Annotated in this window: 27 protein-coding genes; 16 read left to right on the top strand and 11 right to left on the bottom strand. The window is 61.5% G+C overall.

The window, feature by feature from the left end; genetic code table 11:
* Positions 1-371: 371 nt before the first annotated feature.
* The 7 genes from cas2 to IE093_RS16510 are packed head-to-tail and all read right to left on the bottom strand — an operon-like array spanning position 372 to position 7,973.
* Positions 372-662, bottom strand: coding sequence for a CRISPR-associated endonuclease Cas2 (cas2, locus tag IE093_RS16540; RefSeq protein ID WP_189471111.1), 291 nt, complete (start codon positions 660-662; stop codon positions 372-374).
* Between the two features lie 24 nt (positions 663-686).
* Positions 687-1,727: a type I-C CRISPR-associated endonuclease Cas1c gene (gene cas1c / locus IE093_RS16535; protein WP_189471110.1), complete on the bottom strand. Its 1,041-nt coding sequence runs from the start codon at positions 1,725-1,727 to the stop codon at positions 687-689.
* 5 nt (positions 1,728-1,732) lie between these two features.
* Positions 1,733-2,371: a CRISPR-associated protein Cas4 gene (gene cas4 / locus IE093_RS16530; protein WP_189471109.1), complete on the bottom strand. Its 639-nt coding sequence runs from the start codon at positions 2,369-2,371 to the stop codon at positions 1,733-1,735.
* A gap of 9 nt (positions 2,372-2,380) precedes the next feature.
* Entirely contained in the window at positions 2,381-3,250 is an 870-nt protein-coding gene (gene cas7c, locus IE093_RS16525; protein WP_189471108.1) for a type I-C CRISPR-associated protein Cas7/Csd2, read from the bottom strand.
* Entirely contained in the window at positions 3,247-5,046 is a 1,800-nt protein-coding gene (gene cas8c / locus IE093_RS16520) for a type I-C CRISPR-associated protein Cas8c/Csd1 (RefSeq protein ID WP_189471107.1), read from the bottom strand. Before cas8c ends, cas7c begins: the two co-directional genes overlap by 4 nt.
* Positions 5,043-5,711: a type I-C CRISPR-associated protein Cas5c gene (cas5c, locus tag IE093_RS16515; RefSeq protein WP_189471106.1), complete on the bottom strand. Its 669-nt coding sequence runs from the start codon at positions 5,709-5,711 to the stop codon at positions 5,043-5,045. Before cas5c ends, cas8c begins: the two co-directional genes overlap by 4 nt.
* A gap of 36 nt (positions 5,712-5,747) precedes the next feature.
* On the bottom strand, positions 5,748-7,973 hold the full coding sequence (locus IE093_RS16510; protein WP_189471105.1) for a CRISPR-associated endonuclease Cas3'': 2,226 nt from the start codon (positions 7,971-7,973) through the stop codon (positions 5,748-5,750).
* 151 nt (positions 7,974-8,124) lie between these two features.
* Between IE093_RS16510 and IE093_RS16505 the strand changes: the two genes are divergently transcribed.
* Positions 8,125-8,994 carry a WYL domain-containing protein gene (locus IE093_RS16505; protein WP_189471103.1) on the top strand — a complete coding sequence of 290 codons (870 nt, stop codon included), beginning with the start codon at positions 8,125-8,127 and terminating at the stop codon, positions 8,992-8,994.
* 9 nt (positions 8,995-9,003) lie between these two features.
* Here IE093_RS16505 and IE093_RS16500 read toward each other — a convergent pair whose 3' ends face one another.
* The 3 genes from IE093_RS16500 to IE093_RS16490 form a co-directional block, all read right to left on the bottom strand.
* Complete coding sequence (locus IE093_RS16500; protein ID WP_189471101.1) at positions 9,004-9,750, bottom strand: HIRAN domain-containing protein; 747 nt, start codon at positions 9,748-9,750, stop codon at positions 9,004-9,006.
* A gap of 1 nt (position 9,751) precedes the next feature.
* Entirely contained in the window at positions 9,752-10,744 is a 993-nt protein-coding gene (locus IE093_RS16495) for a HipA domain-containing protein (protein ID WP_189471099.1), read from the bottom strand.
* Between the two features lie 154 nt (positions 10,745-10,898).
* Positions 10,899-11,123 carry a type II toxin-antitoxin system Phd/YefM family antitoxin gene (locus IE093_RS16490; RefSeq protein ID WP_189471097.1) on the bottom strand — a complete coding sequence of 75 codons (225 nt, stop codon included), beginning with the start codon at positions 11,121-11,123 and terminating at the stop codon, positions 10,899-10,901.
* Positions 11,124-11,247: 124 nt separating this feature from the next.
* On the opposite strand from IE093_RS16490, the gene IE093_RS16485 reads away from it, so the two are divergent.
* From IE093_RS16485 to IE093_RS16425, 13 genes are all read left to right on the top strand, one after another.
* Positions 11,248-11,922 (top strand): hypothetical protein, encoded by a 675-nt coding sequence (locus tag IE093_RS16485; protein WP_189471095.1) that lies wholly within the window; start codon positions 11,248-11,250, stop codon positions 11,920-11,922.
* 165 nt (positions 11,923-12,087) lie between these two features.
* Positions 12,088-12,234, top strand: a complete 147-nt coding sequence (locus IE093_RS16480) for a hypothetical protein (protein ID WP_189471093.1) — start codon at positions 12,088-12,090, stop codon at positions 12,232-12,234.
* Positions 12,234-12,953, top strand: coding sequence for a metal ABC transporter ATP-binding protein (locus IE093_RS16475; protein WP_189471092.1), 720 nt, complete (start codon positions 12,234-12,236; stop codon positions 12,951-12,953). Before IE093_RS16480 ends, IE093_RS16475 begins: the two co-directional genes overlap by 1 nt.
* Positions 12,954-12,958: 5 nt before the next feature.
* Positions 12,959-13,849, top strand: a complete 891-nt coding sequence (locus tag IE093_RS16470) for a metal ABC transporter permease (RefSeq protein ID WP_189471090.1) — start codon at positions 12,959-12,961, stop codon at positions 13,847-13,849.
* Positions 13,850-13,890: 41 nt separating this feature from the next.
* On the top strand, positions 13,891-14,976 hold the full coding sequence (locus tag IE093_RS16465; protein WP_189471088.1) for a metal ABC transporter solute-binding protein, Zn/Mn family: 1,086 nt from the start codon (positions 13,891-13,893) through the stop codon (positions 14,974-14,976).
* Positions 14,977-15,067: 91 nt separating this feature from the next.
* The gene (locus IE093_RS16460; RefSeq protein ID WP_189471086.1) at positions 15,068-15,733 is read left to right on the top strand and encodes an ABC transporter ATP-binding protein; all 666 of its coding nucleotides are present in this window, start codon (positions 15,068-15,070) and stop codon (positions 15,731-15,733) included.
* Positions 15,730-18,231: an FtsX-like permease family protein gene (locus IE093_RS16455; RefSeq protein ID WP_189471084.1), complete on the top strand. Its 2,502-nt coding sequence runs from the start codon at positions 15,730-15,732 to the stop codon at positions 18,229-18,231. The genes IE093_RS16460 and IE093_RS16455 overlap by 4 nt, the downstream gene beginning before the upstream one ends.
* Positions 18,228-19,397: a lipocalin-like domain-containing protein gene (locus tag IE093_RS16450; protein WP_189471082.1), complete on the top strand. Its 1,170-nt coding sequence runs from the start codon at positions 18,228-18,230 to the stop codon at positions 19,395-19,397. The genes IE093_RS16455 and IE093_RS16450 overlap by 4 nt, the downstream gene beginning before the upstream one ends.
* Positions 19,398-19,583: 186 nt before the next feature.
* The gene (locus IE093_RS16445; RefSeq protein ID WP_189471080.1) at positions 19,584-20,930 is read left to right on the top strand and encodes an arylsulfotransferase family protein; all 1,347 of its coding nucleotides are present in this window, start codon (positions 19,584-19,586) and stop codon (positions 20,928-20,930) included.
* Entirely contained in the window at positions 20,927-21,265 is a 339-nt protein-coding gene (locus IE093_RS16440; RefSeq protein ID WP_189471078.1) for a hypothetical protein, read from the top strand. Before IE093_RS16445 ends, IE093_RS16440 begins: the two co-directional genes overlap by 4 nt.
* Positions 21,266-21,357: 92 nt before the next feature.
* Positions 21,358-22,074 (top strand): hypothetical protein, encoded by a 717-nt coding sequence (locus tag IE093_RS16435; protein WP_189471076.1) that lies wholly within the window; start codon positions 21,358-21,360, stop codon positions 22,072-22,074.
* A complete protein-coding gene (locus tag IE093_RS16430; protein WP_229803664.1) occupies positions 22,071-23,225 on the top strand; it encodes a sulfotransferase family protein in 1,155 nt (384 codons plus the stop codon). Before IE093_RS16435 ends, IE093_RS16430 begins: the two co-directional genes overlap by 4 nt.
* 206 nt (positions 23,226-23,431) lie before the next feature.
* Positions 23,432-23,815, top strand: a complete 384-nt coding sequence (locus IE093_RS16425; protein WP_189471074.1) for a DoxX family protein — start codon at positions 23,432-23,434, stop codon at positions 23,813-23,815.
* An 88-nt stretch (positions 23,816-23,903) separates the two neighbouring features.
* Here the strand turns inward: IE093_RS16425 and gloA are convergent, their stop codons facing one another.
* The gene (gene gloA / locus IE093_RS16420; RefSeq protein WP_189471072.1) at positions 23,904-24,437 is read right to left on the bottom strand and encodes a lactoylglutathione lyase; all 534 of its coding nucleotides are present in this window, start codon (positions 24,435-24,437) and stop codon (positions 23,904-23,906) included.
* Positions 24,438-24,547: 110 nt separating this feature from the next.
* Between gloA and IE093_RS16415 the strand changes: the two genes are divergently transcribed.
* On the top strand, positions 24,548-25,048 hold the full coding sequence (locus IE093_RS16415; RefSeq protein WP_189471070.1) for a C40 family peptidase: 501 nt from the start codon (positions 24,548-24,550) through the stop codon (positions 25,046-25,048).
* 91 nt (positions 25,049-25,139) lie between these two features.
* Positions 25,140-26,093 (top strand): radical SAM protein, encoded by a 954-nt coding sequence (locus IE093_RS16410; protein WP_189471068.1) that lies wholly within the window; start codon positions 25,140-25,142, stop codon positions 26,091-26,093.
* Positions 26,094-26,254 lie beyond the last annotated feature (161 nt).

Genomic DNA, 26,254 nt, shown 5'->3' with positions numbered 1-26,254 from the left:
CCTGCTACTGGCAGTGTTTCTATCCGCGCGGCCCGGGCGGGCCGCGACGTGACCTCGATTGCCGGGCCTGCCCCGGTGCTGGTTTCTATCCGCGCGGCCCGGGCGGGCCGCGACCTGGACGTGGCGGTTCTGGAGTCCAGCCACTCCCAGTTTCTATCCGCGCGGCCCGGGCGGGCCGCGACTGTTCCTTTATAACGCTTTGATAAGACGAGCGAAATACCCGCATATCAGCGAAAGAGGTCTTTCAGAAGGCTCTAATTCCCCAACACACAAAATAAAACTTAAGAACATTCAGAAAAACAGATTGTTAAAGAGCTGCGAACCTGCCAGAGAAACGCAGGACACTTGTGGTTCGCAGAGCAACAGGATAGCTAGAAAACGAGGGGGCCGTTCATGTCCATGGCAGGCTTGGCACCGATATGTTCGATGCGGTTTTTCCAGTTCCGGCCCAGGAAATAGAAACGCAGGCTATCAACTTCATCGTCGATCAAGTCGATCAACCGCTGACGAAGCATTACCCATTGATCGGGTTCGACTTCTATCTCGAAGACCGAAAATTGTACGCGCTGCCCCACGTCACGGCAGGCTTTCGCCACACGACGTAGCCGCCCATCGCCACCTTCGGAAGAGGTGCTGACATCGTAGCTGACCAGAACCATCATCGCTGCGCTCTCCTCATTGACAGGTCATTTCCACAGGAAGGGTGGGTAGGCATCCAGATCGCCACGCAGATGGCGCGCCAGCAATTGCGCCTGCAGGATCGGCAACATGCCAATTGGCGCCTTCTCGCCAATAAAGGCATGGTTGAGCTCTTCGCGCTTACGCTCCTGATAGGCGGTAAGGACTATCTTTCGGGCATCGTCGGTCAGTACTACGCCGCCACTTTCGGCAACCGTAAAATCCTTCTCCCGAAGCTGCCGACGATTGACCAACGTCAATGCCAAACGATCGCCAAGCAACGGTCTGAACTCCTCGGCGAGATCAAGCGCCAGGCTTGGCCGTCCCGGCCGGTCCCGATGCAGAAACCCCACCGCGGGATCGAGCCCCACACTCTCCAGTGCCGAGCGACAGTCGTGAGTCAGCAGCGTGTAAAGAAATGAGAGCAAGGCATTGATACGATCCCGGGGCGGACGACGGTTGCGTCCGGTAAAGCGGAAAGTTTCTCCATCATGGCGAACGAGGCTATCGAAGACACTGAAATAGACCTGCGCGGCTTCTCCTTCCAGGCCGCGCAATCCATTCGTTGTGGACTCTCTCAACAGGTCGCATGCGATCCTGCCCAGGCGGGTACGCGCCTTTTCCAACCCTTCGCGTTCGGGCGGATCCAGCTTACTGCCATAGTCACGCAGCCCCCTGGCGATCACCGCGCGCTGATTGTGCACCTTGCCGATCAACATTCCACGGACGATGGCGGCACAGCCGATTTCCTCGTCGCTGGTACGGTACTGGGTGCGCCTCAGCAGTACGTTGCCGGATACCGGCCCTTCGATACGCGCAAGGAACTTACCGTTGGGCGACAAGTGAGTGATGGTCACTCCTTGTTCGGCACAGAACCCCATCAACGGTGGCGATACCAGCACCCTGCCGAAACATACCAGCGATTCGAGCATATGGATGGGTAGCCGCGCCCGCTCCTTGCCTTCGACATCCATGACCACGTTGGCTCCGTCTTTCTTGAGCCAGGCACCTTCGGTGGTGATATAGAGCGTATTGAGCTGACGGCGCATACGATTCACTCATCCAGAGATTGAATTTGACGCGCCAGCCAGCGGCTTGCCGAGCGCTGCTTGCCCATCACCTGCGGCTGGCAGATATCGATCAGCGAGCAACGATCGCAGCGCTTGGGCTCATAGGTAGCGGATGGCGTACGGTTGCTATCGAAGAGCGCACGCGTCTCAGCGATGACGCGCAGGGTCAATGCCCGCAACTCATCGTCGAACGCGACGATCTTGCGCCGCCGCGTCTTGCCATAGTAGAGCGCGCCCTGCTCGACCCTGACGTTTAGCATCTCCTCCAGGCAAAGCGCCTGTGCACAGAGCTGGACCTCATCGGCACGATGGGCCTTGGGCCGACCACGTTTGTACTCGATGGGCCTCACGATCACCGGTTCCTGGCTTTCGTCAAACTCGACCACATCGGCAACGCCGGTCAACCCAAGCGTCTCGCTGGCTAGTGGCAACGCCATGGTGGTGTGAATGCCACGTCGACGCTCATGCCCCAGATGATCGGCACGTTCGTGGAGGATGCGCCCTTCCGCCGTGTAGCGATTCTCTGTCCACTGCTGCTCAAGGTGGATCAATGCACACTGGCGCGGACAGAACAGATGGTGCTGAAGCGCCGAAATTGGGATCGGGCGAGCGTCATCCTCCATCCGTGTTGCCTACAGACGCTCGATCACACTGACACCTGCCGGCAATGCTTCGGCGTCGATGGAAACACGATAATCGCTATAGTGGCGAGCCGGAGTATCTTCCTCGCCTTCGACACGCTTTACCTTCACGCTATCGAATAGTTGATGCGCAGGTGCGTTGCCCATCGGGTGGTCATGCTTGAAGACGATCAGCTTGCGCGCCGACATCTCACCTCGTGCCGCCGAGCGGTCATGCTCGAACATATTGACCAGCGCGCGCCAGAGCAGCTCGAGATCATCCTCGGAGAAGCTGGTGCGTTCCGCCAACTTCGCCGACACATAGCCATGGGCACGATAGAGGCCATAGGGAATGATATGCTTGCGGCCCATGGTGCGCTCCTTCTCGAGATCGCGCTCGTTGGTGACCGCCATGCGGGTGATGGAGACCTCCATCGGCACCACCGGGTCGATGGAGCTGGCAAAGGCCATCTGTACCGGGCCACGCACCTGCCCGGAATTGACCTCGGTGGTCATCACCGCGCCGAAGGTCCTTACGTCGTAAAAGTTTTGGCACATCCAGGCGGTCAGTTCGCGCGCCTTGGCCTCGTCCTTTGGCAACTTCTTGGCCTCTGGCTTGATATCAAGTGCGTCGTACGCCTTCTTGTGCTGGTTGTTGAGTACCGACTTTTCCTGCATATAGATGGCATAGCCGGCGTCTTTTTCCTTCTCCAGAGCGACATAGTTGCGGATCTTGCGCTTGAGGCAGACATCGGTCACCAGGCCCTGGTTGGTCTCCGGGTCGAGCCTCGGCAGGTTGCCAGCATCCGGGTCACCATTGGGATTGCCATTGGTGACATCGAACAGCAGCACAAATTCATAGCGATTGGCGATAGCACTCATTCTGACTCTCCCTGCTCAGTTTCTGCGTTTTTAGCGGTGCTGTCTTTCTTGGCAAAGCGTGCTTGCGACTGATGGTAGTAACCGATCGCAAAACGCCCTTGGTCCTCGATGCGTAGACTTCTCGGGAAGCTATTGCCCAGCCCATCGATGATGGTACCTATCTCGGTTTCAATCTTATGCGCCAGCCCCCCCTTGTCCTTCTTGCGCATATTCGACAGATGGTGCTGAACATTGCGCAACAACATGGGAAAAACGCTAGCCGGTGTCGCCGAGGCGGCACCGTAGTAACGATCACGGATGGTGGCATTGACTTCATTGCCGAGAGCGCTGCGCTGCGCATTTTCCAATTCGGCGAATAGCCTGCCCAGCAAGTAGCCGGGGTGGGTGGATTGTGGATCGAGACTCACGGGCACCTCCTGAGTGGTTGAGTTCGAATGCACCGCGAGGCGGCCCTCGCGTGCGAGTACAGCCTTGCAGAGTGCGACTCGAATGCCGCTGATCTTGCCGTCATTGCGAAAACGCATGACGATATTGTTGAGCAAAGAGCGTGGGTAACGTGAACCAGTCAGAATGGAGCGCATCAGCTCTCCTGCGAGCTGCGGCAGCACATCCTCAGATTTCGGCCTATCGCCATGAATAGGCGCCGTCTGCAGCGCTAATCGCCACGCTCCCGGCATCATGCCTTTCCAAGGGGAAGGCTCTAGCGACATGTCTTGGTGGTGGTGGGCATAGTGCTGCGCCAGGTGCTCCAGAGTATCCACATACCAGAAACGCACTGATAGACGTGCAGCATTGGGGGCTAGCCCAAGCACGAAGAACTGGGTATCCGGCTCCAGCATCGGATCCAGCTCTTTCAAAGGACGCCCCTGGGCAATGTCAGTCAGCAAAGTACCCAACTTGGCGGCTTGCTGCTCATCGGTGGGCGGTTCGTTGAGCAGAGCGAAAAAATTTTCAGCGGCTGTGGCATGTGCCGCATCCCTCGCCTTGGCCCAGAACACGACAGTAGCATCGCCGATCTGTAAGCGTTGCCGGTTGTCGGTATCTCCCCGAAGCAAATGATTGAGAGCCGTGGAGTAACCGAAGATGGCCGCCTTGGAGATCGAGGCATTGGCCTGCCCCTTATTGCCATAGGAGTTGTAAGCCTCACTGTTGAACGACACAAGAGATGCACCTGACGACTGGGCATCCCTGACGCCCCTGATCGCAGGGTGGTCGGTACCCAAGGGGGCGATCTCCCCGGTGATCAAACACTGCCCCGACTCCCCTTCACCACTTTCCAGCACGGTTCCCCATAGCCGGCGCGCTTCTCGATTCTCATGCAGATACTGATGCTTGCCATCGAGCCGAAATATGACGTTGGTATCCAACACCTCTTCGCTGTACCCAGGGAGCTCGGTGAGTTGATCCGGCCGCCATTGTTCGAGCAGCCTCAGGAAGGCGTTCAGCTCGGGATCATCGCTCTCACCGAAAAGCTCGAACTGACGCGCCTTGAACGCCGCATGCTCATCGGCCAGGCGCTTGCCTTCACCGGCGGAGACACCGAGGGCATAGGCGGTCTTGTCCCACAGTGGATAGGCGTGGATGCCCGAGGTACGCCTCTTGTCGACAGGCACCTGACAAGGGCTCGGCCGTGGCTTCTTACCAGAGGTGTCGCGCAGATCGACGATCTGTAGCGGCTTTCCGTCTTGGGCAAAGACCAGGCAAAAGCTGACTTTCTCGCTGCTGAAGCCTGGCATCGGCACCTTGTCTTCTGCCGCTAGTCGCTGGTAGTAATCGTTGAGGGCGGTGAGGATCATGCCAAGGCCTCCTCAAAAGGCGGCACCTCGATCACGCCATCCTGCATCCTGGCGCGAAAAAAGCGTGGCGTCTTGCCGTTGGCAAAGTCGATATCGTGCAGCATGTAGCCCAGGTCGCGCTCACCGCTCAACTGAGTGTCCACTGGAGGTATGGCGGCATCGGTTTCGACCAGTGCAAAGCTGGCGGGAAACTCCCGTGTGCCCAGGCACGGCATATGGAAGCATTGTCCCTGCCGGGCGCGACGATTGAAGATATCCAGATGCTTGCCGGGGGTATCGCTTTCATCGGCGCGCGGCGTGAACTCGAAGTGCGCCTCGATCACATAGCCGACGTCACGCAGTATGGTCGCGGCGCGCTGCTGTCGATTCTGGTCGACGAAGTAGGCCACATCGTCGACACGCCCCGCCTTCATCGCCTTGGAGACGGTCGAAGAGGGCAGCTTGCCCGCGACTTCGTTACGCCGCAGCGACTCGAAGCGGATCGGTTTCAGCACATGGATGCGATCCACGCACCAGCGAATCGCCGGCTTCCAGTGAATGGCCTCCAGAATGCCGCGCGCCGCGGAAGGCGTGATCACATCGTAGGAGACACGCTCGACCTTCATCTCGGGCCGCGTAAAGCAGGCCCGCTCCCCCCAGATATGCAGACGAACCCCATATGTCATCTGCTGCTCCTTGTTCCCTGATGATTAGTATTGGTTTCACCAAATATTAGACTCATCGGAACGAAATGTCGGATCGCTCCAGTTCAGTCCCAACCGCTCGTCATAGAGGTCCTCGTTGACCAGCTCCATGAATTGCTCGCCAAACTTATCAGGCTCGACAGGCGCAATAGCACCAACCCGCTCCAGTGCGGCGAAGCCCTGCTGCGGCACCTGAACCGTATAGGGCTGTAGTTTTCGGGCGATACCGCCCACTCCCTCGGCATACGCCAGTTCCCTCAGCGCGGCGCGGGCCTTGTCGTCGAAGGGAATGATCACGGCGCGCTGGTTGTTCTCGATCATGCGGAACTTCTGCTCAAGAGTTTCGAAGGGGATGCCTTCGAGGCGACCATCCTCGACCAGTTTCAACAGGCCATGACGATCCAGCCGCTGCAATCCCTGCTGCCAGTAAAGCAACCGGAAGTAGGCATCTATCGCTTCCAACGACAAGGGATCGTCACCATGGTGCCTAAGCACTTCGACGGTGGCCTGGGCGAACTGCTTGAGTTCAGGCGGCGGCGCCCAGTCGTCGTTGGCCGTGGCGAAGATGGCGACATCGCTTTCCACTGCTGGGCGCTTGCCTTCACGGTTACAGCGCCCCGCCGCCTGAGCGATGGAATCCAACCCCGCTTCGGCACGCAATACACGTGGGAAGTCGACATCGACACCCGCTTCAATCAAAGACGTGGATACCACCCGACAAGGCAATCCAGCATCAAGAGTCGCGCGTATCTCGGCCAATACCTGGCGACGATGCACAGCGCACATGGCGGTGGTGAGGTGAAAGGCACCAGGTCGGTCGGCGATAGACTCGAACAGCGCCCGCGCATGACGTCGGTTGTTGACGATGCACAGCACCTGCTCGGTCGCGAGCAGTTCGTCGCGCAGTGCTTCATCGTCCAGCGTTCCAATATGACGCACACTGACGCGTTCCAGTTGGCGGTACAGGCGATCAGGATCTGGCGCAAGCTCCTTGGGATCGCGTAAACCGCCGGCAAAGCTGTTCTCGGGGTCATCGGTTTCGGCCAGCGCCGGCTGGGTTGCCGTACACAGCACAATACTGGCGCGATAGTTAAGTGCCAGTTCATCCAATGCCGCGACGCTGGGCCGCAGAAGTGGCAGCGGCATGGTCTGCGCCTCGTCGAGGATCACCACACTATTGGCGATATTGTGCAGCTTGCGGCAACGTGAAGTTTTGGCAGCGAACAGGCTCTCGAAGAACTGCACGGACGTGGTGACAACAATCGGCGCATCCCAGTTCTCGCTATCGCGGCGCAGCTTGTCGATACTGTGGCGGTCGCGCTGGCCGCCAGCATCGAAGGCGCTATGGTGTTCCAAAACCGCCGCCTCGCCATGCTCTCCCAAGGCATCGCGAAACACGGCAGCGTTCTGCTCGACGATGCTGGTGAACGGAATCACATAGATCACCCGATCCATGCCGTGGGTAATGGCGTGGTCGAGGGCGAATGCCAAGGAGGCCAATGTCTTGCCGCCTCCGGTTGGTACCGTCAGTGTGAACCTGCCAGGCGACAGCTCAGCTTGGGCACGCATGTGTGAGAGTATCTCGCCACGCAGGCGATTGACGTCGCTGTCCGCCTTGAAGGTGGCCAAGCGCTGATTCAGCGCCTCTCTCAATAGATCAAGCGGCGGCCCACCACCACGCGTATGCGGCACGCCCTTCTCATGCACGGCATAGAAGGTCTCGGTATCAATGAAATCGGCATCGACTAGGCAGGAAAAGATCATCCGTGCAAGGAAGGCTGCCTGGAAAAACTTGCGGTCGCGTATGGGAGTAAATCCCGCTGGAAGTGGTAGCGTGCCGGGGAGCGTAATCTCCCGTTGCCACACCGGATCCAACGACGGCAGCTCTGCCTCCAGGCGGTCCTTGAGCGGCCTGCGTTCGCCGATATCCCGACCATTGGCCAGCCCCGCATGGTGGCCAGCGATCAGATAGGCCAGCAGATGGCCAACTTGAGGGTACTTCTCGATGGCGATATGCGCGCCAGCCGTGGAGTGATCGACTCGCTCAGGAGAGCCTTCCAAGCGCCGCTGAAAGGGAACGGTGTACTTACCAACATCGTGGAGTAGCCCAACCGCCTCACCCCACTCAACGGCACCAAAACGATTTGCCCGCTCAGCAGCCAAGACGCCCACTGTCTTGAGGTGGCTCTCCAGCGTCTGCCAGTCGGATTTATCGGTTGTCGATGTGGAATGAGCGTAGTACATGCATTCCCTGCCTGTTGTTTATAGTCGCCCTATCCATCTAAGCACCCCTCCCTCAGTCCTGCCACTGATGTACATCAAACCAGGGTACTATTCATCCCAGTCGCTTTTTCCGGCACACTCCTGGCATTAATGGCTTAGACAAGGAGGCTCTATGCCAACCCCCTCACCGCTCCCCTGGGATACGTTGGCCCGCTATCGGTTGATCGAAATTCTGGCGTTATGGGAGGGGCGAGTTGCCTCGTCTCAGCTTGGCAAGGCATTCGGAATCGGGCGCCAACAGTCGCAGAAGATATTGCGACAATATCGTGATTTATTTCCTCACAACTTGGTGTATGACGAGTCGCGAAAGGGTTTTCTTCCCAGCCCGAATTTCCAGGCAGAATTCACCCGGGGCCAGGTGGAGGAGTACCTGCATTTATTGGGTTCTCACCTGGGGTTGGATTCGCCCTTCGCCGGGCTGGGCCTGGGCACGGCGGATACCGAGTCGCTGCCGTTGCCCAGCCGCAAGGTGTCGCCACGGGTGGTACGCGAGCTAGTCAAGGCATCGCGCCAGGGGCTACGCCTGGAAGTGACCTACGCATCCTTCACCAGCCCTGAGGGCGAGGATCGCATCATCGTGCCGCATACCTTGGTGTTCGCTGCCGGGCGCTGGCATGTGCGGGCCTTCTGCGAGAAACATCGCGATTACCGCGATTTCGTGCTGAGCCGCTTTCGTGGCGTGCCTGAGCCCATGGGAGAGATGCTGGGCGAGCACGATGCAAAGCGCGACCAGGAGTGGCGGACCAGGGTCGAGGTGCGGCTGATCCCCGACCGGCGTCTACCGGCGGCGGAACAGCGCTTGATCATGATCGACTACGGGATGACGGATGGCGAGCTGGTGCTGAATTGCCGTGGGCCGCTGGTGCTCTATGCCCTGCGCGAGTTGGGCGTGAATCCCAATCACTCGGAGCCCGATCCGCGCGCCCAGCAGATCCAGATCGCCAATGCCCCGGAACTGAAACGCTGGATTCGCTGGGATTAGTAGATTGGATTAATAGCTAACCGCCGTATAAGAGTGAGCATGCTCGCGGCAGGCTTGTGCTATGCGCGTCAGTATATACACCAACGGCCGCTCGCTAGTCCCATTGATGCGGAAGATCTCACCTTCCAGGCGGGCTCCCTGCTGGAGCATGCGATGCAGCATATCGAGATGCCCACGCGGAGCATAGCCAAGCTTCCGACCGCGACACTCCACGCGAATCGCTTGTGAGTCGTAGGCGTTCCCAGGCTCTGGCACAAAGCGGATGGTATCCCCCTCTTTGAGCTCTCCCACCTCGACCTGAGACTCATGGCGGAACCCGGCCACCTCCAGCAGCACCTCGAATATTTCGGGTGGTTCGTCGAACGGATGTACCAGCTCGAAGCCATCATTGGGCAGCTTGGCACCGCTGTAGCCCAGCAGAGCAAAGTTGCTGATTTCAGCATCAACACGGATAGCCCGAAGCTCCAGATAACGGCCAAAGTCGCGACGGCTACGCGGCGGGAGGCGCCGCATGAAGGCCTCCAGCACTTGATGATGGTGCTCAGCCTGCTCTAGAGGAAACGCTAGATACCCCTGGAACCCCATCTCACGAGCCTCAGCCATATCGGGCCCTTCCAAGTCATATTCCAGTACCACCTGATCACCCCGCTTCACTAGCTGGCCCACGCGGTAACGAGAGCGCTTCTTGCTCTCGCGGGCCTGCCAGTAAAGCAGCAGCCGACGCGGTTCCACCAGATGTTCGATAAAGCGGTTCATGTCAGTTCTCCAGAGCCTGTAGCAGGCGCTCTCTCCTAGTCAGGGTCAGGAAGGCAACGAATTCGGCGCGACTTTGTGTGAAGGGAGCTGGCATATCGAAGCGGGTCAGGTTCAGCAGCATGGCCTCCAGCGCTTCTTCATGCCACTGGCTCAGCCGCTCTATCAGTATCGGCCGAACTTCCGGGTAGTGCTCACAATACCGTACGACGCCCTCTATTAGTGGCAGGCGTCGAGGATCCCCCTTTGCCCAACGCATCTGATGCTCTCCTCTGTGCAGATAGGCGTTCAGCTCGTTGGGGTCACGCATCATGCGCTGCATCTTCTTTGGCTGCAACTCATGGCCCAGGCTAGTGCCGTTGTCAAAGTATGGCGCGAGGCGTGCCCTTGGACCATCGTTACTCCAGATCAGGCCCCAGTTTTCCTGATGCCGGTCAGTGTTGCCGATCAGGGCATCGAAGCACAGACATAGCCCCCAGTAGGGTTTCCAGTCATGAGCCAGTAGGTTGTTACGCATCAACGCCCTGCTGAGCATGATGATAGTGGTCAGATTGTGCTCGCGACCCTTGTGGCGGTCGTATCCCGGTATTAGACGCTGCATATAGTCGCCGCCCGGAAAATAGCGCTCATCCTCACTCCCGGGGTAGTCCATGAACCACTCGTTAACGGTCCCGGGCTCGTTCGTGGCCGAGTTAATGGCGACGAACACGGGAGGAACCGTCAGCCCCATGAGTCGGCCGATGCGGAAGGCAATCACTTCCGCCCAATACTGATCAGGGTGTCTTGGCTGCCCTGGATTCTTGGCACTCTTGATCGCCTCCTTGAACAGGTAGCGATGGCCAGGAAGACAGAATCTGAAAAGTGGAGGCTCGGGGCAGACCCGTAGCGTCTTGTCCCTGGCACCTTCCGGGAAGACATCGTAGTCCTTATATACCGGCCAATCGGCGATATCGATAATCTGGTCAGGGGCTTGTTCGATACCCTCTCGATCGATCATGGTGCTATCCCTAGCCTGCAACGAACAGCCGCCCATCACCTGAATCACCGCAAGGCGGATCCACTGATCGGGGCCATGTGGCACATTAGCGTAACCCTCTCTGTCCGGCGGTGAAACAGGCTTCTCTTTAGCCACGTCTCAGAGCCACTAATGCTCAAGCATCCTCCTCGCGCTCCAGGTCGATGTAGAGGTTGTCCAGGTTGTCGGAGCTCGGCTCTTGCTCGCCCGTGAAGTGGCGGAAATCTTCCAATGATAACAACACTACATGACGACCGTTCTTGCGGGTGATGATGAGCGGTTCGTGGCGCTTGCAGACGTCATCGCACAAGCGTTCGAGGTTGCGACGAGCCTTGGAGATGGTCGTGACATCGGTAGCCATGACGCACTCCTTCTGTGGCTGATGCTATTCAGTTTAGCCCGAATGCAGAATCGGCTGCCCCTGTGCCAGTACTGTCGCCGGTGCTACCTTTATCCCCATTCCCCCCGCCTGACAGGGAGCGTCCATGTCCACTTCCCGTGCCGTACCGTTCGTCCTGCTCGCCAGCCTGACGCTGGCCCTTCCCTCTTTCGCCATGGCCCAGTCGGCCCAACAGGAATGGGATGCCTATCGCGATGCGCTGGAGCGTGGCGAACGTCATGCCAACTACTGGCAGTACGGCTGGACGGGCTTCTACGCCACCACCCTGGCGGCCAATGCCTACCTGGCCAGCGAGGCGAGCGATAACGACGACCGCTTCGATGCCCGGGTCGGTGCGGTGAAGTCGGCCCTGGCACTAGGCGGGATGTTTTTCGATCGCCAGCCGCACCCCCAGGCCAGGCGCGAGATGGAGCAATTATACGCGGAGGACGACCTCACCCGCGCTCGGGCGTTGATCCGGCAAACCGCCGCGGTGGAGCGCGAGCGTCGGGCGTTGCGGGCGCGCCTGGGCTCGCTGATCGTGAATACGGTCGGTGGGCTGGTGATCGGCGTCGGCGACGACCGCCCGCGCGATGGCGCCATCAGTTTCGCCACCGGCATGCTGGTCAATGAACTACAGATCTTCACCCAACCCAACCAGGCGGGCCTGGCCGTGAACCGTTTCCAGCCGGCACGAGTGTCGATGGGCGGCCTGCACTTGGACTACGAGTACGCTCTGGTGGTGGCGCCCGATCAAGTTGGGGTGCACATCCGCTACTAGGGAAGCACTGACGCTCTTTTTTCCCTTTCCCCTGGCCACTATCATAGGTGGCCGATCCAGACCCGTCGCAATTTGTCGATGCGGGACATGGACGCGACGCTTCGTCGCTGGTCTTTTCTTCTATTGTTATGTTATAACTTTCTCGGTCGTTTCGAGGTAACTCCCATGGCGCACCGTCATCATCATCGGCCGGAAGGCCCCTGTCATTTTTCCCTGATGTCGCTGGCGGCAGGCCGCAGAGTGCTACTCGTGGCCGTGCCCCTGGCCGGGCTGTGGCTAGCGGTGGCCTGGGCCGCGGGGTGGTGGGGCTGATGCGGCTGCGACTCAAGGATCTGCACCTGGCCCAAGGGGAGCGCACGGTGCTCGAGCATATCGAAGGCACCTTCGAGGAAGGCGCCGTGACCGCCTTGGTGGGCGCCAATGGAGCCGGCAAGAGCACCCTGATCCAGGCGATCATGGGCGAGCTCAAACCGATTGGCGGCAGTGTCGAATGCGACGTACCCAAGGAGCGTCGTGCCTGGCTGCCGCAGCAACTGGCGCTGGATCTGACCTTCCCGATGAGCGTGGAAGAGCTGATCATGACCGGTACTTGGCCGAGCCATGGTGCCCTACTGGGCTATTGCGGCCCACATTACCGCAAGGCGCGCGAAGTGATGGCTCGGCTGGGCATCTCGCACCTTGCCCATCGCCCGCTGGGCGAACTGTCCGGCGGCCAGCGCCAGCGCGCCCTGCTGGGCCGTACCCTGATGCAGGAAGCCGAACTGCTGCTGCTCGACGAGCCCTTCTCCAACGTCGACATGGAAACCGTCGAGGTATTGACCGAAGTGTTGCGCGATATGGCCGACCGGGGCACGACCATCATCGTGGTCCTGCATGACCTGGAACAGCTCGCGCGGCTGGCCGATCACGTACTGGTGCTGGCGGGTGGACACGGCCAATGGACGACCCCGCAGGCCATTCTCGAGAATCACCATGGCGGCTCCCAGCGCCATCATCATGCGCCAATCCTGTCCTTCGACTTCCCCAAGTAGCCGCCATGCTCGATCTATTGAATTCCCTGTTCATCGCTCCTTTCGACTACGGCTTCATGCGCCGGGCCATGATCGCCGGGTTGGCACTGTCGTTGGCCGCGCCACCGCTCGGCGTGTTCCTGATGCTGCGCGGCATGAGCCTGATCGGCGACGCCATGGCCCATGCCATTCTCCCCGGGGTCGCCCTGGGCTTCTTGCTGGCCGGTTTCTCACTGCCGGTGATGAGCCTGGGCGGCATGCTTTCCGGGCTGTTGGTGGCGGGGCTGGCCGGTAGCGTGTCGCAAATGACCGGCCACCGCGAGGATGCGGCCATGGCCAGCTTCTTCCTGATTTCACTGGCCGCCGGGGTGATGTTGGTCTCGCTGGGCGGCAGCAGCGTCGACCTGACCCATGTACTGTTCGGCTCGATCCTGGCCGTCAATACCACCGCACTGGTGCTGATCGCCGGCATCAGCAGCGTCATCGTGCTGGCCATGGCGCTGATGTTCCGCGCCTTGGTGGTGGAGTGCCTGGACCCGTTGTTCCTGCGCGGCCAGGGCGTGCGTCATGGTCTGGTGCACGGCCTGTTCCTGGCACTGGTAGTGCTCAACCTGACCGCCGGCTTCCAGACCCTGGGAACCCTGATGGCGGTCGGCCTGATGATGTTGCCGGCCACCACCGCCCGCTTCTGGAGCAAGCGCCTGGAAGGCCTGATGGCGATCGCCGTGGTATGGGCGATGATCGCCAGCACTGGTGGGCTGCTGCTCTCCTATCACCTGGCGCTGCCATCCGGGCCTAGCATCATCATGCTGGCCGGCGTCGGGTATGTTTTCTCGGCTCTGCTGGGCCGCTATCACAGCCTGCTGAGCAAGCTGCGCCGGCGTGCCACTCCCTTGGAAACCGGCGGTGCCGCCTAGTCTCGCCGCCAACCGACAACCATCGACGAGGAACGTCATCAATGCACAAACCGCTCGCATTCGGGATCCTGCTGGGCACTTCCAGCGCTTTCGCCCTCTCTCCGGCTTACGCCGATGAACCTATCGATGTCGTCGCCAGCTTCAGTATCCTGGCGGACATGGCCAAAAACGTGGGCGGCGAGCATGTCGCGGTGACGTCGTTGGTCGGCCCGGATAGCGATACCCATGTGTTCTCGCCCAGCCCCAGCCATGCCCGCGCCCTGGCCGAGGCCGATCTGGTGGTGTTCAACGGGCTGCAGTTCGAAGGCTGGATGGAACGTCTGATCGATTCCAGCGACTACGCGGGGCCGCTGGTGATCGCCACCGACGGTATCGAGACCCTGGCCTACCATGGCCACGAACACGGTTATGCGCATGGCCATGATGAGCACGACGATGAACATGGACATGACGACCACGAAGATCATGATGATCACGGCCACGACGATGAACATGACGAACACGACCATGGCGACCGGGACCCGCATGCCTGGCAGAACCTGTCGCTGGGCAAGCTCTACGTCGCCAATATCCGCGACGGGCTGATCGAGGCCGACCCGGACAACGCCGAAGCCTATCGCCAAAACGCCGAGCGCTACATCAACGAGCTCGAAGCCACCGACGCGGAAATCCGCGCCCTGATCGGCGAAATCCCGAATGACACCGGTGTGGTGACCGGCCACGACTCCTTCGGCTATTTCTCCAATGCCTATGGCGTGCGTTTCCTGTCGCCGGCCGGACTGTCCACCGAGGTCGACCCTTCGGCAGCGGATATGGCGGCGCTGCTCGACGTGATTCACGAACAGGGCATCCAAGCCCTGTTCCACGAGAGCATGACCAATCCCTCCACCATCGATCAGCTCGCCGAGGAAGCCGGCCTGCCCATCGCCGGCACGCTATACGCCGATGCCCTGGCCAGCGAAGGCGAGGCCAGCACCTACCTGGGCATGATGCGCCACAACGCCAGCGTGCTGCACGATGCCCTGGCCGTGCCGGGTCACGACGACGATGACCGAGAGCACAGCCACGATGACGACCATGATCATGGCCACGACGAGCATGATCATGACCATGGCCATAGCCACTGAAGAACCGCTTATTGGCTGGATTGGGCGCCACCTTCGGGTGGCGCCTTTTTTGTGGGAATATGATCGGGCCTGACCGTTGCCAAGGAGCGTCATGCTCGAACTTCGCCACATCAGCAAGTCCTATCCCACGCCGCAGGGACCCTTGTGTGTACTCCAGGGTGTCGACTTGCGCCTGGCCGTCGGCGAGAGCCTGGCCTTGATGGGCGAGTCGGGCAGCGGCAAGTCGACCCTGCTGCATCTGGCCGCGGGACTCGACACTCCCGACGATGGCGAGGTGCGCCTCGATGGCCGACCGCTGTCGGCACTGGACGAGCCCACACGGGCGCGTCTGCGTCGCGAGCGGCTGGGTCTGGTATTCCAGCAGTACCACCTGGTGCCAAGCCTCAACGTGGCCGACAACCTGCGCCTGCAGGCGCGGCTGGCCGGTCGCGAGGATGCCGCCTGGAGCCGGGAACTGCTCGAGCGCCTGGGGCTTGCCTCAATGGCCGGGCGCTACCCGGAACAGCTTTCCGGCGGCCAGCAACAGCGCCTGGCGATCGGCCGCGCATTGGCGACCCGCCCCGCCCTATTGCTCGCCGACGAACCCACCGGCAACCTCGACGAGACCAGCGCCGACGAGGTCCTGACCTTGCTGTTGGAGCTGGTCGGAGACAGCGGTTGCGCGCTGCTGATGGTCACCCACAGCCCACGGGTGGCGGCACCGCTCGACCGCTGCCTAAGGCTCAGCCACGGCCGGATCGCGGAGGCATCGCCGTGAATGCCGCGTCACAGCGAACCGCCTTCCTCGCCCTGTTCTCGCACTATCGCCGCCATCCCGGCCAGCTTGCCATGCTGCTGGTGGGGCTGTGGGTAGCCAGCGCACTGTGGAGCGGCGTACAGGCGATCAACGCTTCGGCCCGCGACAGCTATGCGCGTGCCGAGGCACTGTTCAGCACCGGGCTCGATCGCATCGAGCGCCGCGATGGCCTGCCGCTGACTCTGGACGACTACTTGTCGCTGCGCCTGGCAGGCGCACCGGTATCGCCGCTGGTGACAGGCGAGCTCGAACTTGCCGGCGGCAGCCGTCTGGAGGTGATGGGGATCGACCCCCTGACCTTGCCGGAAGGCAGCGGCTTTCGGACCGCTGGCGGCACCGCGACACTGGCCGATTTTCTGCAGCCACCCTATCGTACCCGCCTGGCCCCCGACACGCTGGCATCGCTGACGGAGGAAGATGATACGCTCCCACCGCTGGCCGATGGCCGCCAGTTACCGCCACTGGAACTGGCGCCGGAGCTGCCCCCGGGCGTGGCGGTAATGGACATCGCCGCCGCTCTCGAACTGCTCGAGCGCGACGACCTGAGTCGTCTGCTGGTGGCTCCGGAGGCACGACTTGATCTGCCCCAGCCACTGGTGCGCAGTGCCGCCGAGAACCTGGCGGCGCCGGGTCAGTTGACCGACAGCTTCCACCTCAACTTGACCGCCATGGCCCTGCTGGCCTTGGTGGTGGGGCTGTTGATCGTGCATGCGGCGCTCAGCCTGACCCTCGAGCAACGCCTGGGGCTGATGCGTACCCTGCGTGCCCTGGGGGTGTCGGGCCGGGCACTGGTCAGCCTGTTGCTGGGCGAACTTCTGATGTTGGGGGTGCTGGGAGCCGCGCTGGGTATCCTCAGCGGCGTGTGGCTGGCCCAGTGGCTGCTGCCCGATGTCGCCGCCAGCCTGCAGGCCCTGTATGGCGAGCGCGTGGGCAGCGAACTCGCGCTCCCCTGGCACTACTGGTTGGGCGGGTTGGCGGTCACCTTGGGCGGGCTCTTGACCGCCGGGCTGGGCACGTTGTGGCGGGCAGCCCGACTTGACGTGCTCGGTCTGGGCCGGGCCCAGGCCTGGCGCGGACAGTTCCTGCGCCAGCTGCGCGGCATGGCACTGGCCGGCGGCCTGCTGTGGCTGATTGCCGGGGGCTTGCTGGCGTGGCTCGAACGCCAGCCACCAGCGGAGGGGCTGACTCCGGGCTTCGTGATGATCGCGGCGGGGCTGCTGGGCAGCGCACTGTGGCTACCGCCGCTACTGGCCATGCTGCTCGCCGCGCTCGCACGTCTACTGCGGCGGCGTCCGTTGGCCCAATGGGCACTGGCCGATCTGCAGCTGCAACTGCCGCGGTTGTCGGTGGCGATGATGGCATTGCTGCTGGCGCTGTCGGCCAACCTTGGCGTGGGCAGCATGGTCGGCGGGTTCCGGCTGACCTTTCTCGAGTGGCTGGACCAGCGCCTGGTCGCCGATCTCTACCTGCGCCCGCCTCCCGCTCGGTACGAAGCTGCCGTCGATTGGCTCGAAGCGCGCGACGAAGTCGCCACCCTGCTGCCCCGGGCACGAGCCGAGGCCACCTTGCTCGGCAGCGCGAGTTCGCAGCGCCAGCCCCGGCCGGTGAACGTGTATGGCGTCACGCCCCACCCGGCGCTGACCGAGCATTGGCCTCTGCTGGCCAGTCAGGAGGATGACGCATCGGCCTGGCAGGCCTTCGCACGAGGCGCGGCGATGATCAACGAGCAACTCGCCTTGGCCACCGGCCTGGCGCCGGGGCAATGGCTGCGCCTGTCGAGCCCGACGGGGCCGATGGAGCTGCCTATCGCCGCGATCTACCCCGACTACGGCAATCCGCGAGGCGAAGTGATGTTGACCGCCCCACACCTGAGCGAGCGCTTCCAGACCGCCCCCGACTCGATCGGTATCGTACTGGACCGGCAGGTAGCGCCGGGGGCCATCGCGGCCTTGCGCCGTGACCTGAGCCAGACCCTCGGCATCGGCGGCGACAGCTTGATCGACCAACGCGAGATTCAGCGCCGTTCGACCGAGATCTTCGAGCGCACCTTCGCCATCACCCGGGCCCTGAATACCCTGACGCTTGGGGTCGCGGGGCTGGCATTGCTGTCGAGCCTGCTGGCCCAGACCGGCCAGCGCCGCAGCCAGCTCGCCCCACTATGGGCCTTGGGCGTCTCGCGCGGGCCATTGGTCGGCGCGAGCATTGCCCAACTCGGCGGGGCGGCCCTTGTCACCGCGGCACTGGCCGTGCCCCTGGGTCTGGCCCTGACCTGGTGCCTGGTCGCGGTGATCAACGTCGCGGCCTTCGGCTGGCGCCTGCCGCTACATGTCTTCCCGGGTCAGATCGCCGCCACCCTGGGGCTGGCCGTAGGTGTGGCGCTGCTCGCCGCGCTGCTGCCCGCCTGGCGGCTATGGCGGACCTCGCCACGTACCCTATTGACGGAGTTCGATGCCCTATGAACCCGGCCAAACGCTCGAGACGCTTTCGCGCCTGGCTCGCGTTGGGGCTGACGGCGCTGCTCGCCGCGCTGCTGGCCTTGCAGCAGCGCGGCGCCGAGCCGCCGCCCGAGAGCTTTGCCGGGCTGGGCGAGCAGGCCGAAGGCTACACCCAAGCGCGTCCCGGAGCCTCGCTACGCTTCCCCGAGGACCATGGCACCCATCCCGACTACCGTATCGAGTGGTGGTACCTGACCGCCAACCTCGTGGATGGCAATGGCACACCGCTGGGCATTCAGTGGACATTGTTTCGCCAGGCCTTGGCCCCGCCCGGTGACAATGACCCCGAACGCGCCGACTCGCCCTGGACCAGCCGTCAGCTATGGATGGCCCACGCCGCCCTGTCGACGCCGGATGACCATTTCGTCGCCGAACGCTTCGCGCGCGGCATGACGCTGCCCGACCGCCGCGGCCAGGCCGGGGTCATAACCGAGCCCTTCGCCGCCTGGCTGGATCATTGGCGCCTGGAAAGCCGGGTGACCGACCCAGCCGGCGACGCCTTGGACCGCCTGCTGGTTCGAGCACAAGGACGCGACGATGGACACGACTTCGGCTACCGCCTCGCGCTGAGCGCCGAAGGCCCACTAGTGCTGCACGGCGAGGCAGGCTTCAGCCAGAAGTCCGCCGACGGCCAAGGCTCCTTCTACTACAGCCAACCGTTTTACCGGGTCGAGGGGCAGGTCGAGATCGACGGTGAGACACGCGAAGTCAGCGGCCGAGCCTGGCTGGATCGCGAGTGGAGCAGCCAGTTGCTGGGCCCTACCCAGCGCGGCTGGGACTGGTTCTCGCTGCACCTGGCGGGTGGCGCCAAGCTGATGGCCTTTCGCCTGCGTGGCGGTGGCGAGGAAGGCGGCGACTATGTCTCGGGAAGCTGGATCGATCCGGACGGACGACAGACCCCGCTTGCCGACGATGACCTGCGCTTGACTCCCGTGACGCACAGTTCGGTGGCCGGACGCCAGGTGCCCACCCGTTGGCGGCTGCGTCTTCCGTCCCAAGAGCTGGACGTGACCGTGAGTGCACGCCACGTGGATCGCTGGATGGACACCGCCTTCCCCTACTGGGAAGGCGATGTGGTGGTGAAGGGTAGCCACTCGGGGGTCGGCTATCTGGAAATGACCGGCTATTGAGCGGATATGAATGGCAGCTTGGGCGATTCCCTACTGCCGCGGAACTCCCCGATAGGGGGAGTGTCGGTAAGGATACCCCATTACGGCTACGCCACATGAAGCAACGACAATAACCGCCTCATAAACAACCGGTACGACAGGGAGGGTATAGCGAAGGAGACTCCAAAGCTCAAGGAATCGTGAGATATGTACAATACGGAACGTACTGGTTTTGCCTTATTCTTCCTGGCAGTCGTTTTCCTTGCCTTCGTGGGCGGGGCATTTGTCGTCCTGGCCAAGGTATTCCCCTACGAATATTTCAATGACGCCTACAAGGCGGCCCATGCACTGATCGAACAGCGCTCGGTCGACTCCCCCTACACCCAGACGGATCAATGGCGCAAGGCACGCACCGATGCCCGGGGCGTCACGATCATCGAACAAGATGACGTCTATGAAGGGCTGACCCTCTATACATCGGGCGATGGCACCTATGCCAACCTCATCGATATGGAGGGCAATGTCGTCCACCGTTGGTCGCTGCCATACAGCGAGGTCTGGCAGAAGTCTCCCCAAGGCCGCGCGCCCCAGCCGGAAGAGCTGATGTTCTGGCGTCAGGCGCGCATGCTGCCCAATGGCGATCTAATCGCCATTTATATCGCCGCCAACGACTCGCCGTGGGGCTATGGCATCATCAAGATCGACCGCGATTCGCGATTGATGTGGAGCTACCACGCCAATACCCACCACGACTTTGCGATCACGCCGGATGGACGTGTCATCGCCTTGACCAACGAGTTCATCGACGAAAAAGCCAACTTCTTTCCGGCATTGAACACCCCTTGGCTAGACGACTTCCTTGTCGAACTCGACGGCGAGAGCGGCAAGGAACTGAGCAAGACGTCGCTGATCCAGGCCTTTCAGGATTCGCCTTATCGGGAATTGCTGTATGCGATTCCCCACTTCGCCTTGTCCGATCCATTGCATACCAACAGCGTGCAGTTTCTCGACGACGCCACGACACAGGCTTTCTCCCCCGCCCGCGGCCATCCCGGCCAGGTTCTGGTGACGTTCCGCCACCCTGGGGCAATCGGCTTGGTCGACCTGGAAAGCGGTAAAATGACTTGGGCCCAGCATGGCCCGTGGCTGGGTCAACACTATGGTCGCGCCCTGAAGAACGGCAACTATACGATCTTCGACAACTACGCCAATTTCGAGGAGAACAACAAGAGCCGGATCCTGGAAGTGAACCCAAGGAACAACGCCATCGTCTGGAGGTACAGTGGAGACGACGACCATCCCTTCGACAGTGGATTGCGCGGCGCGGCAGAGACGCTGCCCAATGGCAATCGTCTGGTCACCGAGTCGGATGGTGGTCGCTTGTTCGAAGTCACCCGGGCGGGTGAAATCGTTTGGGAATTCATCAACCCGGTTCGCGGGGGTAACGAGGAACAGTCCATCCCCGTAGTCTCATCAGGACAACGCATCGCTCTTGGAGATATCGACGCAGACTTCCGTGATGCTCTCGTCATTACCAGGAGAAGATTGCCATGATGCGCCAAATCAAACGCTACTCCATCCCTTTCTCCAAGGGGATGCTCATCGCCGGTCTCTCACTTCCCGTTACCGTGCAGGCTTATGTCGGGCCAGGGGCGGGACTGAGCTTGCTGACTGCCCTTTGGGGGCTTATCGCGGCCATCGGGGTCGCCGTCTTCTTCATCGTGATGTGGCCTATCAGGCGCATATGGCGGAGGAAGAAAGCCAGTCAAGCGGCAGCTTCCCAGACCTCGTCCCAAGCGGCCCAAAATGCCGCCCCATCGGTCCAGCAGGACACCGACACCAGGACGTCGTCCGTCGAGACGGAATCCTCACAGTCACCCAGGAGCTGATCGTACAGCGCCCCTGGCGGTCGGTGGGTACGGCCCGCCGTCCGCCATGATGCGCCCTTCACGCATATCCACAAGGAATGTCAGGAGGCCACATGGGATTGTTGGATCTGCCCGCGCCACTGTTCGGCTCGCTGGACCAGATCATGGCGATGGGGCTGCCCGCCACCATCCGACTGACTATCTGGGCCGTGATCGGTGGGGCCGTCACGATGGGGCTGTACCGGTTGCTATCGCCGCAGGTGAAAATTGCCCACGCCAAGCGCGTGGCACGCGATGCCCGACGGCGCTTGAGTGCGTTCGACGGGGAACTGGCCGACGCTGGCCCTTTCATTCGCGACCAGTTCGTCGCTGCGTTCAAGCATATCGGCCTGGTGTTGCCCGCCACGCTGGTTGCCATGCTTCCCCTGCTGGCACTGCTGGTATGGCTCGACACCACTTACCACCACTCCTTCCCCGAAGACGGCGATATCCCCGAGGTGGTTGCCTGGCCCGATGACTTCGATGCCGAATGGTCCATCGACGACGAGGAGGCAAGAATCAACGTTCGCGAAGGCAACGTGCTGCACGCCCAATTCACGCTTTCGGCACCGGTGCCGGTGATCGAACAACGCCACTGGTGGAATTGGCTGGTCGCCAATCCTCTGGGCTACCTGCCAAGTGAAAGCGGTATCGAGCGCGTCGAAATCGACCTGCCCAAGTCCTCTTATCTGCCGGTCGGACCGGGGTGGATGCGTTCGTGGATGACGGTGTTCTGCGCGGTAATGCTGATCGTTTCCTTACTCATCTATCGATGGGCGCGTATAGAATGACGACCTCTTTCCCACAAGATCCCCGCAACGAGACAAATCCCGATACTGGCTTCACGGTGCCGACCTGGATGCACCTGCTGGGTGGCTGGGTGCATCGCCATCCACGCACCTGGATCAGGCTCGGGAATCTCGAGACCCGCATCGTGCAAGATGCCATCACCGACATTACGGTCGACCGCCCGGTGTATGTCGCGGGGCTGGCACGTTCGGGCACCACGATTCTGCTCGAGTGCCTTGCCGAGCATCCGCAAGTGGGCACACACCGCTATGCCGATTTTCCGCCACTGCTGACACCGTACTGGTGGAACCGCTGGCTGTCGCTCGTGCCGCATTCCCGGGAAGTGGCCCAAGAGCGTGCCCACAAGGACGGTATCGCCGTCACTTCGCAAAGCCCCGAGGCCTTCGAGGAAATGCTATGGATGGCGTTCTTCCCCCACATCCACGACCCGACCCGATGCGCCGTTTTCGATCGACAGGCATCGCACCCGGCATTCGAACGCTTCTACGACGACCACATGCGCAAGCTGCTGGCCGTACGCCAGCGCCAGCGCTACGTTGCCAAAGGCAACTACAACCTGGTGCGCCTTGGCTATCTGCATCGCCTCTACCCCGGAGCGCGCTTCCTGGTGGTGATACGCAACCCGGTCTGGCACATCGCTTCGTTGATGAAACAGCAAGCGCTGTTCGCCACCGGCGAGACCAATCAGCCGCGCGCGCTGGAGCACATGCGCCGGGTCGGCCACTTCGAGTTCGGCCTAGACCGGCGAGCCATCAATGTCGGCGACGACGCCATGACGGCCAGGATCACCGAGCTATGGGAAACGGGACATGAGGTAGAAGGCTGGGCTTACTATTGGGCCGACATCTATCGCCATGTGGCGGATGTGCTCGATGCCGATCCGGCGCTACGCGATGCCTGCCTGGTGGTGCGCTACGAGGACTTGTGCAGCCAGCCCGAGGAGACACTGACACGCCTTCATGTGCACAGCCAACTGTCGATCGAACCCCAGGCCATCAAGGAAGCAGCGGCGGGACTTCACGCTCCCACCTACTACTGCCCCAGGTTCAGCGACCGGGAACTCGCCCTGATCGCGGAAATCACTCAGCCCGTCGCGGCCTGTTTCGGCTACGGCAACGCATCGGGCAACTGATGGAAAAAACCCACATTCGGACAATTTGGCCGAATGTGGGGTGATTTCCTGGCCGATCAGCGCTTCCTCACTCAGTTCGTCTGAGCTTGCGGGACGAGATTATTTCTTTTTCGGCAATGATCCTTTTCGATTCCCCACGATTATCTCCCGCTGAGAACAGGGTAGAGTGGCGCCATACCCTGATATCTCACAAGGAGATAACGACAATGCAATCTCAAGCCACCACCCTGTTGCGCCTTTCCCTCGGCATCATGACCCTGGCCCACGGCCTGCTCAAGGTGTTCGTGTTCACCATTCCCGGCACCGTCGGCTATTTCGAATCGATCGGCTTTCCGGGCTTCCTGGCCTACCTGACCATTCTTGCCGAAATCGGCGGCGGACTGGCGCTGATCCTCGGGATCTACACCCGCTGGGTGAGCCTGGCGCTGATCCCGGTGCTGCTCGGCGCCGCCTGGGTCCACCTGGGCAACGGCTGGGTGTTTTCCAACCAAGGCGGCGGCTGGGAGTTCCCGGTGTTCTGGGCCATCGCCCTGCTGGTCCAGGCCGGTCTGGGAAGCGGCAACCTGACCGTCAGCCGTCGCCTCGCCTGACATAACCCAGGCTCCAAACCACGAACGCCGCCTTCCTATGGGAAGGCGGCGTTCTTTTCGATGGCCGACGGCGCTCGATAGCCTGTACTTAGTCGCCAATCTTCGCCAGGCGCGTCGCCTCGACGACCTCGATCCAGTAGCCGTCGACGTCCTTGACGAACACCACGTCCTTCATCTTGCCCTGATCGGGGCGCTTGATGAATTCGACCTGGTTGGCGTCGAACCAGGCCACGGCGGCGTCCAGATCGGGCACCGAGAAGCAGATGTGACCGAAGCCCTGGGGTTCGGCGTTGCCGTCGTGATAGGCGAAATCGTCCCGGGTCTCGGTACCCCAGTTGTGGGTCAGCTCGAGCAGGCCCTTCTGGCTGAAGGTCCACACGGTGCGCTCGCCCTTGTCTTCCGGCACCTGATCGCCCTCTTCCAGCTTGGCCAGGAAGTACAGCGAGAACTGCATCTCCTCGAAGTCCAGTCGGCGCATCACACGCATGCCGAACACCCGACTGTAGAAGGCCAACGACTTCTCCGGATCCTTGACGCGCAGCATGGTGTGATTGAGCCGAAACCCCTGGGAATCGGCGGTCGGTTCCTGGATGCCGGGATACTGTTCGCCTTGAAAGCTCATGGGTTTCTCCATTGCAAGTTGTTACAGCATCGGTTCATATTAGGAGCTATGTGTATTTGACTACACTGTTTTTCAAGCCCCTTCAGACGAGCTATCGTCAAGGATGCCTGATGCACGATGACACACGCCACCCGGCCTTTCGCTGCCTGGCTCTGCTGGCAACCTGGCTGTGCCTGATGGTATTGGCTGGCTGTGCCAGCCGGGGCATTGCGACTCGCGATACGGTATCAGGCCAAACCGACCTGTCCATCGAACGTGCCTTGATTCTCGCCAGTGCCGAGCAGGCGCTGGGAACGCCGTACCGCTTCGGCGGCAATACCCCGGAAGGGTTGGACTGCTCGGGGCTGGTGGAGATGACCTATCGCGCCGCCGGGATTCGGGTGCCGCGCACCGCCGAGCAGCAGTTCCGCCAGTTGCCCAAGGTTGATGAAGCCCGTCCCGGTGACCTGTTATTTTTCGGTTCGCGCAGCAAGGCTACCCATGTGGGCATCTATCAAGGCGATCGGCAGATGATCCATGCACCTGGTCGGGGTCGCGAGGTAGTCAGCGTACCGCTGGATATCGCCTACTGGCAGGATCACTTCCTCGGCGCCGCGGCACCAGCGCCCTGACGCCTGGTCTTACTGTAAGGAAAGGCGGAAACGACACGACCTAGGCTTAATCTGACTCGACTTAAACTTTCCGACCCATACGGATACCCTGATGACTTCGATGCTGCAGCGAATTCCCGTTACCGAACTGACGTCGAGCGCCTCTTATCGTGGCCCCTGGACACATACGTCGACAGGCGAGCCACGCGGCTACGTGGACTTCCAGCGTTTGAAGGAGCTGTGGATCCATACCGGCACCGCCTGCAATCTAGCCTGCCCGTTCTGCCTGGAGGGCTCGCACCCTGGAGACGACCGTCTCAATGCCATGAAGCTCGATGACCTGCGCCCTTATTTCGACGAGGCCGAGGAACTCGGGGTCGAGCAGTTCTCCTTTACCGGCGGCGAGCCGTTCGTGATCAAGGGCTTCATCGATATCCTCGCCGATGCCAGCACGCGCCGCCAGTGCTTCGTGCTGACCAATGCCACCGACCCTTTGCTGCGCCGCCGTCACCAATTGCTACCACTCAAGCAGCAGCCCTACCCGATCCGCTTTCGCGTCAGCCTCGACTACCCGGACGCGGCGCGCCACGATGTCGACCGCGGCGAGGGCAGCTTCGCCAAGGCCCTGGAAGGCATTCGCTGGCTGCACGACAACGGCTTCAATGTCTCCATTGCGCGGCAGATGGACCCGGACGAAGACAGCGAAGCCGTCGAGGACGCGTTTCGGCGCATCTTCCGTGCCGAAGGTCTGCCCGAGAACCTGGCCTTCACCGCCTTCCCCGATTTCGGCCCGCCGGGCTCAGAGGACCACACCCCGGAAATCACCGAAACCTGCATGGAAAAATACCCCACCGCCGAGAGCCGGGCGCACTTCATGTGCAGCTACAGTCGCATGCTGGTCAAGCAGAACGGACAAGTGCAGGTCTACGCCTGCACCCTGGTCGATGACGACCCGGATTACGGTGCCGCCACCAGCCTGCGCGAAAGTGTCGAAACCCGCATGATGCTGCGCCATCACCGCTGCTTCAGTTGCTACCGCTTCGGTGCCAGTTGCAGCGCGCCGTAATACCGCTCGCTCCCGCTTACCGGAAGTATCATGACGTTCCTGCGTCGCGCTACCGCCGCCCGTCACCATTAGCTACGCTGTTAGGACCTGGCCGGTGTCCACCGGTCGGATCACCGGTCGTCGTCATCTGACGCCAATCTCCACCCCACGAGCCTGCCGGA

It is taken from the genome of Litchfieldella qijiaojingensis, assembly GCF_014651875.1.
In the GTDB taxonomy this organism is placed as follows: domain Bacteria; phylum Pseudomonadota; class Gammaproteobacteria; order Pseudomonadales; family Halomonadaceae; genus Litchfieldella; species Litchfieldella qijiaojingensis.
Note: the sequence above shows the minus strand (reverse complement) of the source record. Positions and strands in the feature narration are given on the sequence as shown.

Excerpts from the sequence above, each read along its gene's own strand:
- IE093_RS16500 (WP_189471101.1), bottom strand. The coding sequence starts at position 9,750 with ATGAACCGCTTTATCGAACATCTGGTGGAACCGCGTCGGCTGCTGCTT.
- IE093_RS16435 (WP_189471076.1), top strand. The coding sequence starts at position 21,358 with ATGGGATTGTTGGATCTGCCCGCGCCACTGTTCGGCTCGCTGGACCAG.
- gloA (WP_189471072.1), bottom strand. The coding sequence starts at position 24,437 with ATGAGCTTTCAAGGCGAACAGTATCCCGGCATCCAGGAACCGACCGCC.
- IE093_RS16460 (WP_189471086.1), top strand. The coding sequence starts at position 15,068 with ATGCTCGAACTTCGCCACATCAGCAAGTCCTATCCCACGCCGCAGGGA.
- IE093_RS16445 (WP_189471080.1), top strand. The coding sequence starts at position 19,584 with ATGTACAATACGGAACGTACTGGTTTTGCCTTATTCTTCCTGGCAGTC.
- IE093_RS16470 (WP_189471090.1), top strand. The coding sequence starts at position 12,959 with ATGCTCGATCTATTGAATTCCCTGTTCATCGCTCCTTTCGACTACGGC.
- IE093_RS16480 (WP_189471093.1), top strand. The coding sequence starts at position 12,088 with ATGGCGCACCGTCATCATCATCGGCCGGAAGGCCCCTGTCATTTTTCC.
- cas2 (WP_189471111.1), bottom strand. The coding sequence starts at position 662 with ATGATGGTTCTGGTCAGCTACGATGTCAGCACCTCTTCCGAAGGTGGC.
- IE093_RS16440 (WP_189471078.1), top strand. The coding sequence starts at position 20,927 with ATGATGCGCCAAATCAAACGCTACTCCATCCCTTTCTCCAAGGGGATG.
- IE093_RS16430 (WP_229803664.1), top strand. The coding sequence starts at position 22,071 with ATGACGACCTCTTTCCCACAAGATCCCCGCAACGAGACAAATCCCGAT.
- cas7c (WP_189471108.1), bottom strand. The coding sequence starts at position 3,250 with ATGAGTGCTATCGCCAATCGCTATGAATTTGTGCTGCTGTTCGATGTC.
- IE093_RS16410 (WP_189471068.1), top strand. The coding sequence starts at position 25,140 with ATGACTTCGATGCTGCAGCGAATTCCCGTTACCGAACTGACGTCGAGC.
- IE093_RS16510 (WP_189471105.1), bottom strand. The coding sequence starts at position 7,973 with ATGTACTACGCTCATTCCACATCGACAACCGATAAATCCGACTGGCAG.
- cas8c (WP_189471107.1), bottom strand. The coding sequence starts at position 5,046 with ATGATCCTCACCGCCCTCAACGATTACTACCAGCGACTAGCGGCAGAA.
- IE093_RS16415 (WP_189471070.1), top strand. The coding sequence starts at position 24,548 with ATGCACGATGACACACGCCACCCGGCCTTTCGCTGCCTGGCTCTGCTG.
- IE093_RS16465 (WP_189471088.1), top strand. The coding sequence starts at position 13,891 with ATGCACAAACCGCTCGCATTCGGGATCCTGCTGGGCACTTCCAGCGCT.
- IE093_RS16490 (WP_189471097.1), bottom strand. The coding sequence starts at position 11,123 with ATGGCTACCGATGTCACGACCATCTCCAAGGCTCGTCGCAACCTCGAA.
- IE093_RS16475 (WP_189471092.1), top strand. The coding sequence starts at position 12,234 with ATGCGGCTGCGACTCAAGGATCTGCACCTGGCCCAAGGGGAGCGCACG.
- IE093_RS16485 (WP_189471095.1), top strand. The coding sequence starts at position 11,248 with ATGTCCACTTCCCGTGCCGTACCGTTCGTCCTGCTCGCCAGCCTGACG.
- cas1c (WP_189471110.1), bottom strand. The coding sequence starts at position 1,727 with ATGCGCCGTCAGCTCAATACGCTCTATATCACCACCGAAGGTGCCTGG.
- cas5c (WP_189471106.1), bottom strand. The coding sequence starts at position 5,711 with ATGACATATGGGGTTCGTCTGCATATCTGGGGGGAGCGGGCCTGCTTT.
- cas4 (WP_189471109.1), bottom strand. The coding sequence starts at position 2,371 with ATGGAGGATGACGCTCGCCCGATCCCAATTTCGGCGCTTCAGCACCAT.
- IE093_RS16450 (WP_189471082.1), top strand. The coding sequence starts at position 18,228 with ATGAACCCGGCCAAACGCTCGAGACGCTTTCGCGCCTGGCTCGCGTTG.
- IE093_RS16425 (WP_189471074.1), top strand. The coding sequence starts at position 23,432 with ATGCAATCTCAAGCCACCACCCTGTTGCGCCTTTCCCTCGGCATCATG.
- IE093_RS16505 (WP_189471103.1), top strand. The coding sequence starts at position 8,125 with ATGCCAACCCCCTCACCGCTCCCCTGGGATACGTTGGCCCGCTATCGG.
- IE093_RS16495 (WP_189471099.1), bottom strand. The coding sequence starts at position 10,744 with ATGATCGATCGAGAGGGTATCGAACAAGCCCCTGACCAGATTATCGAT.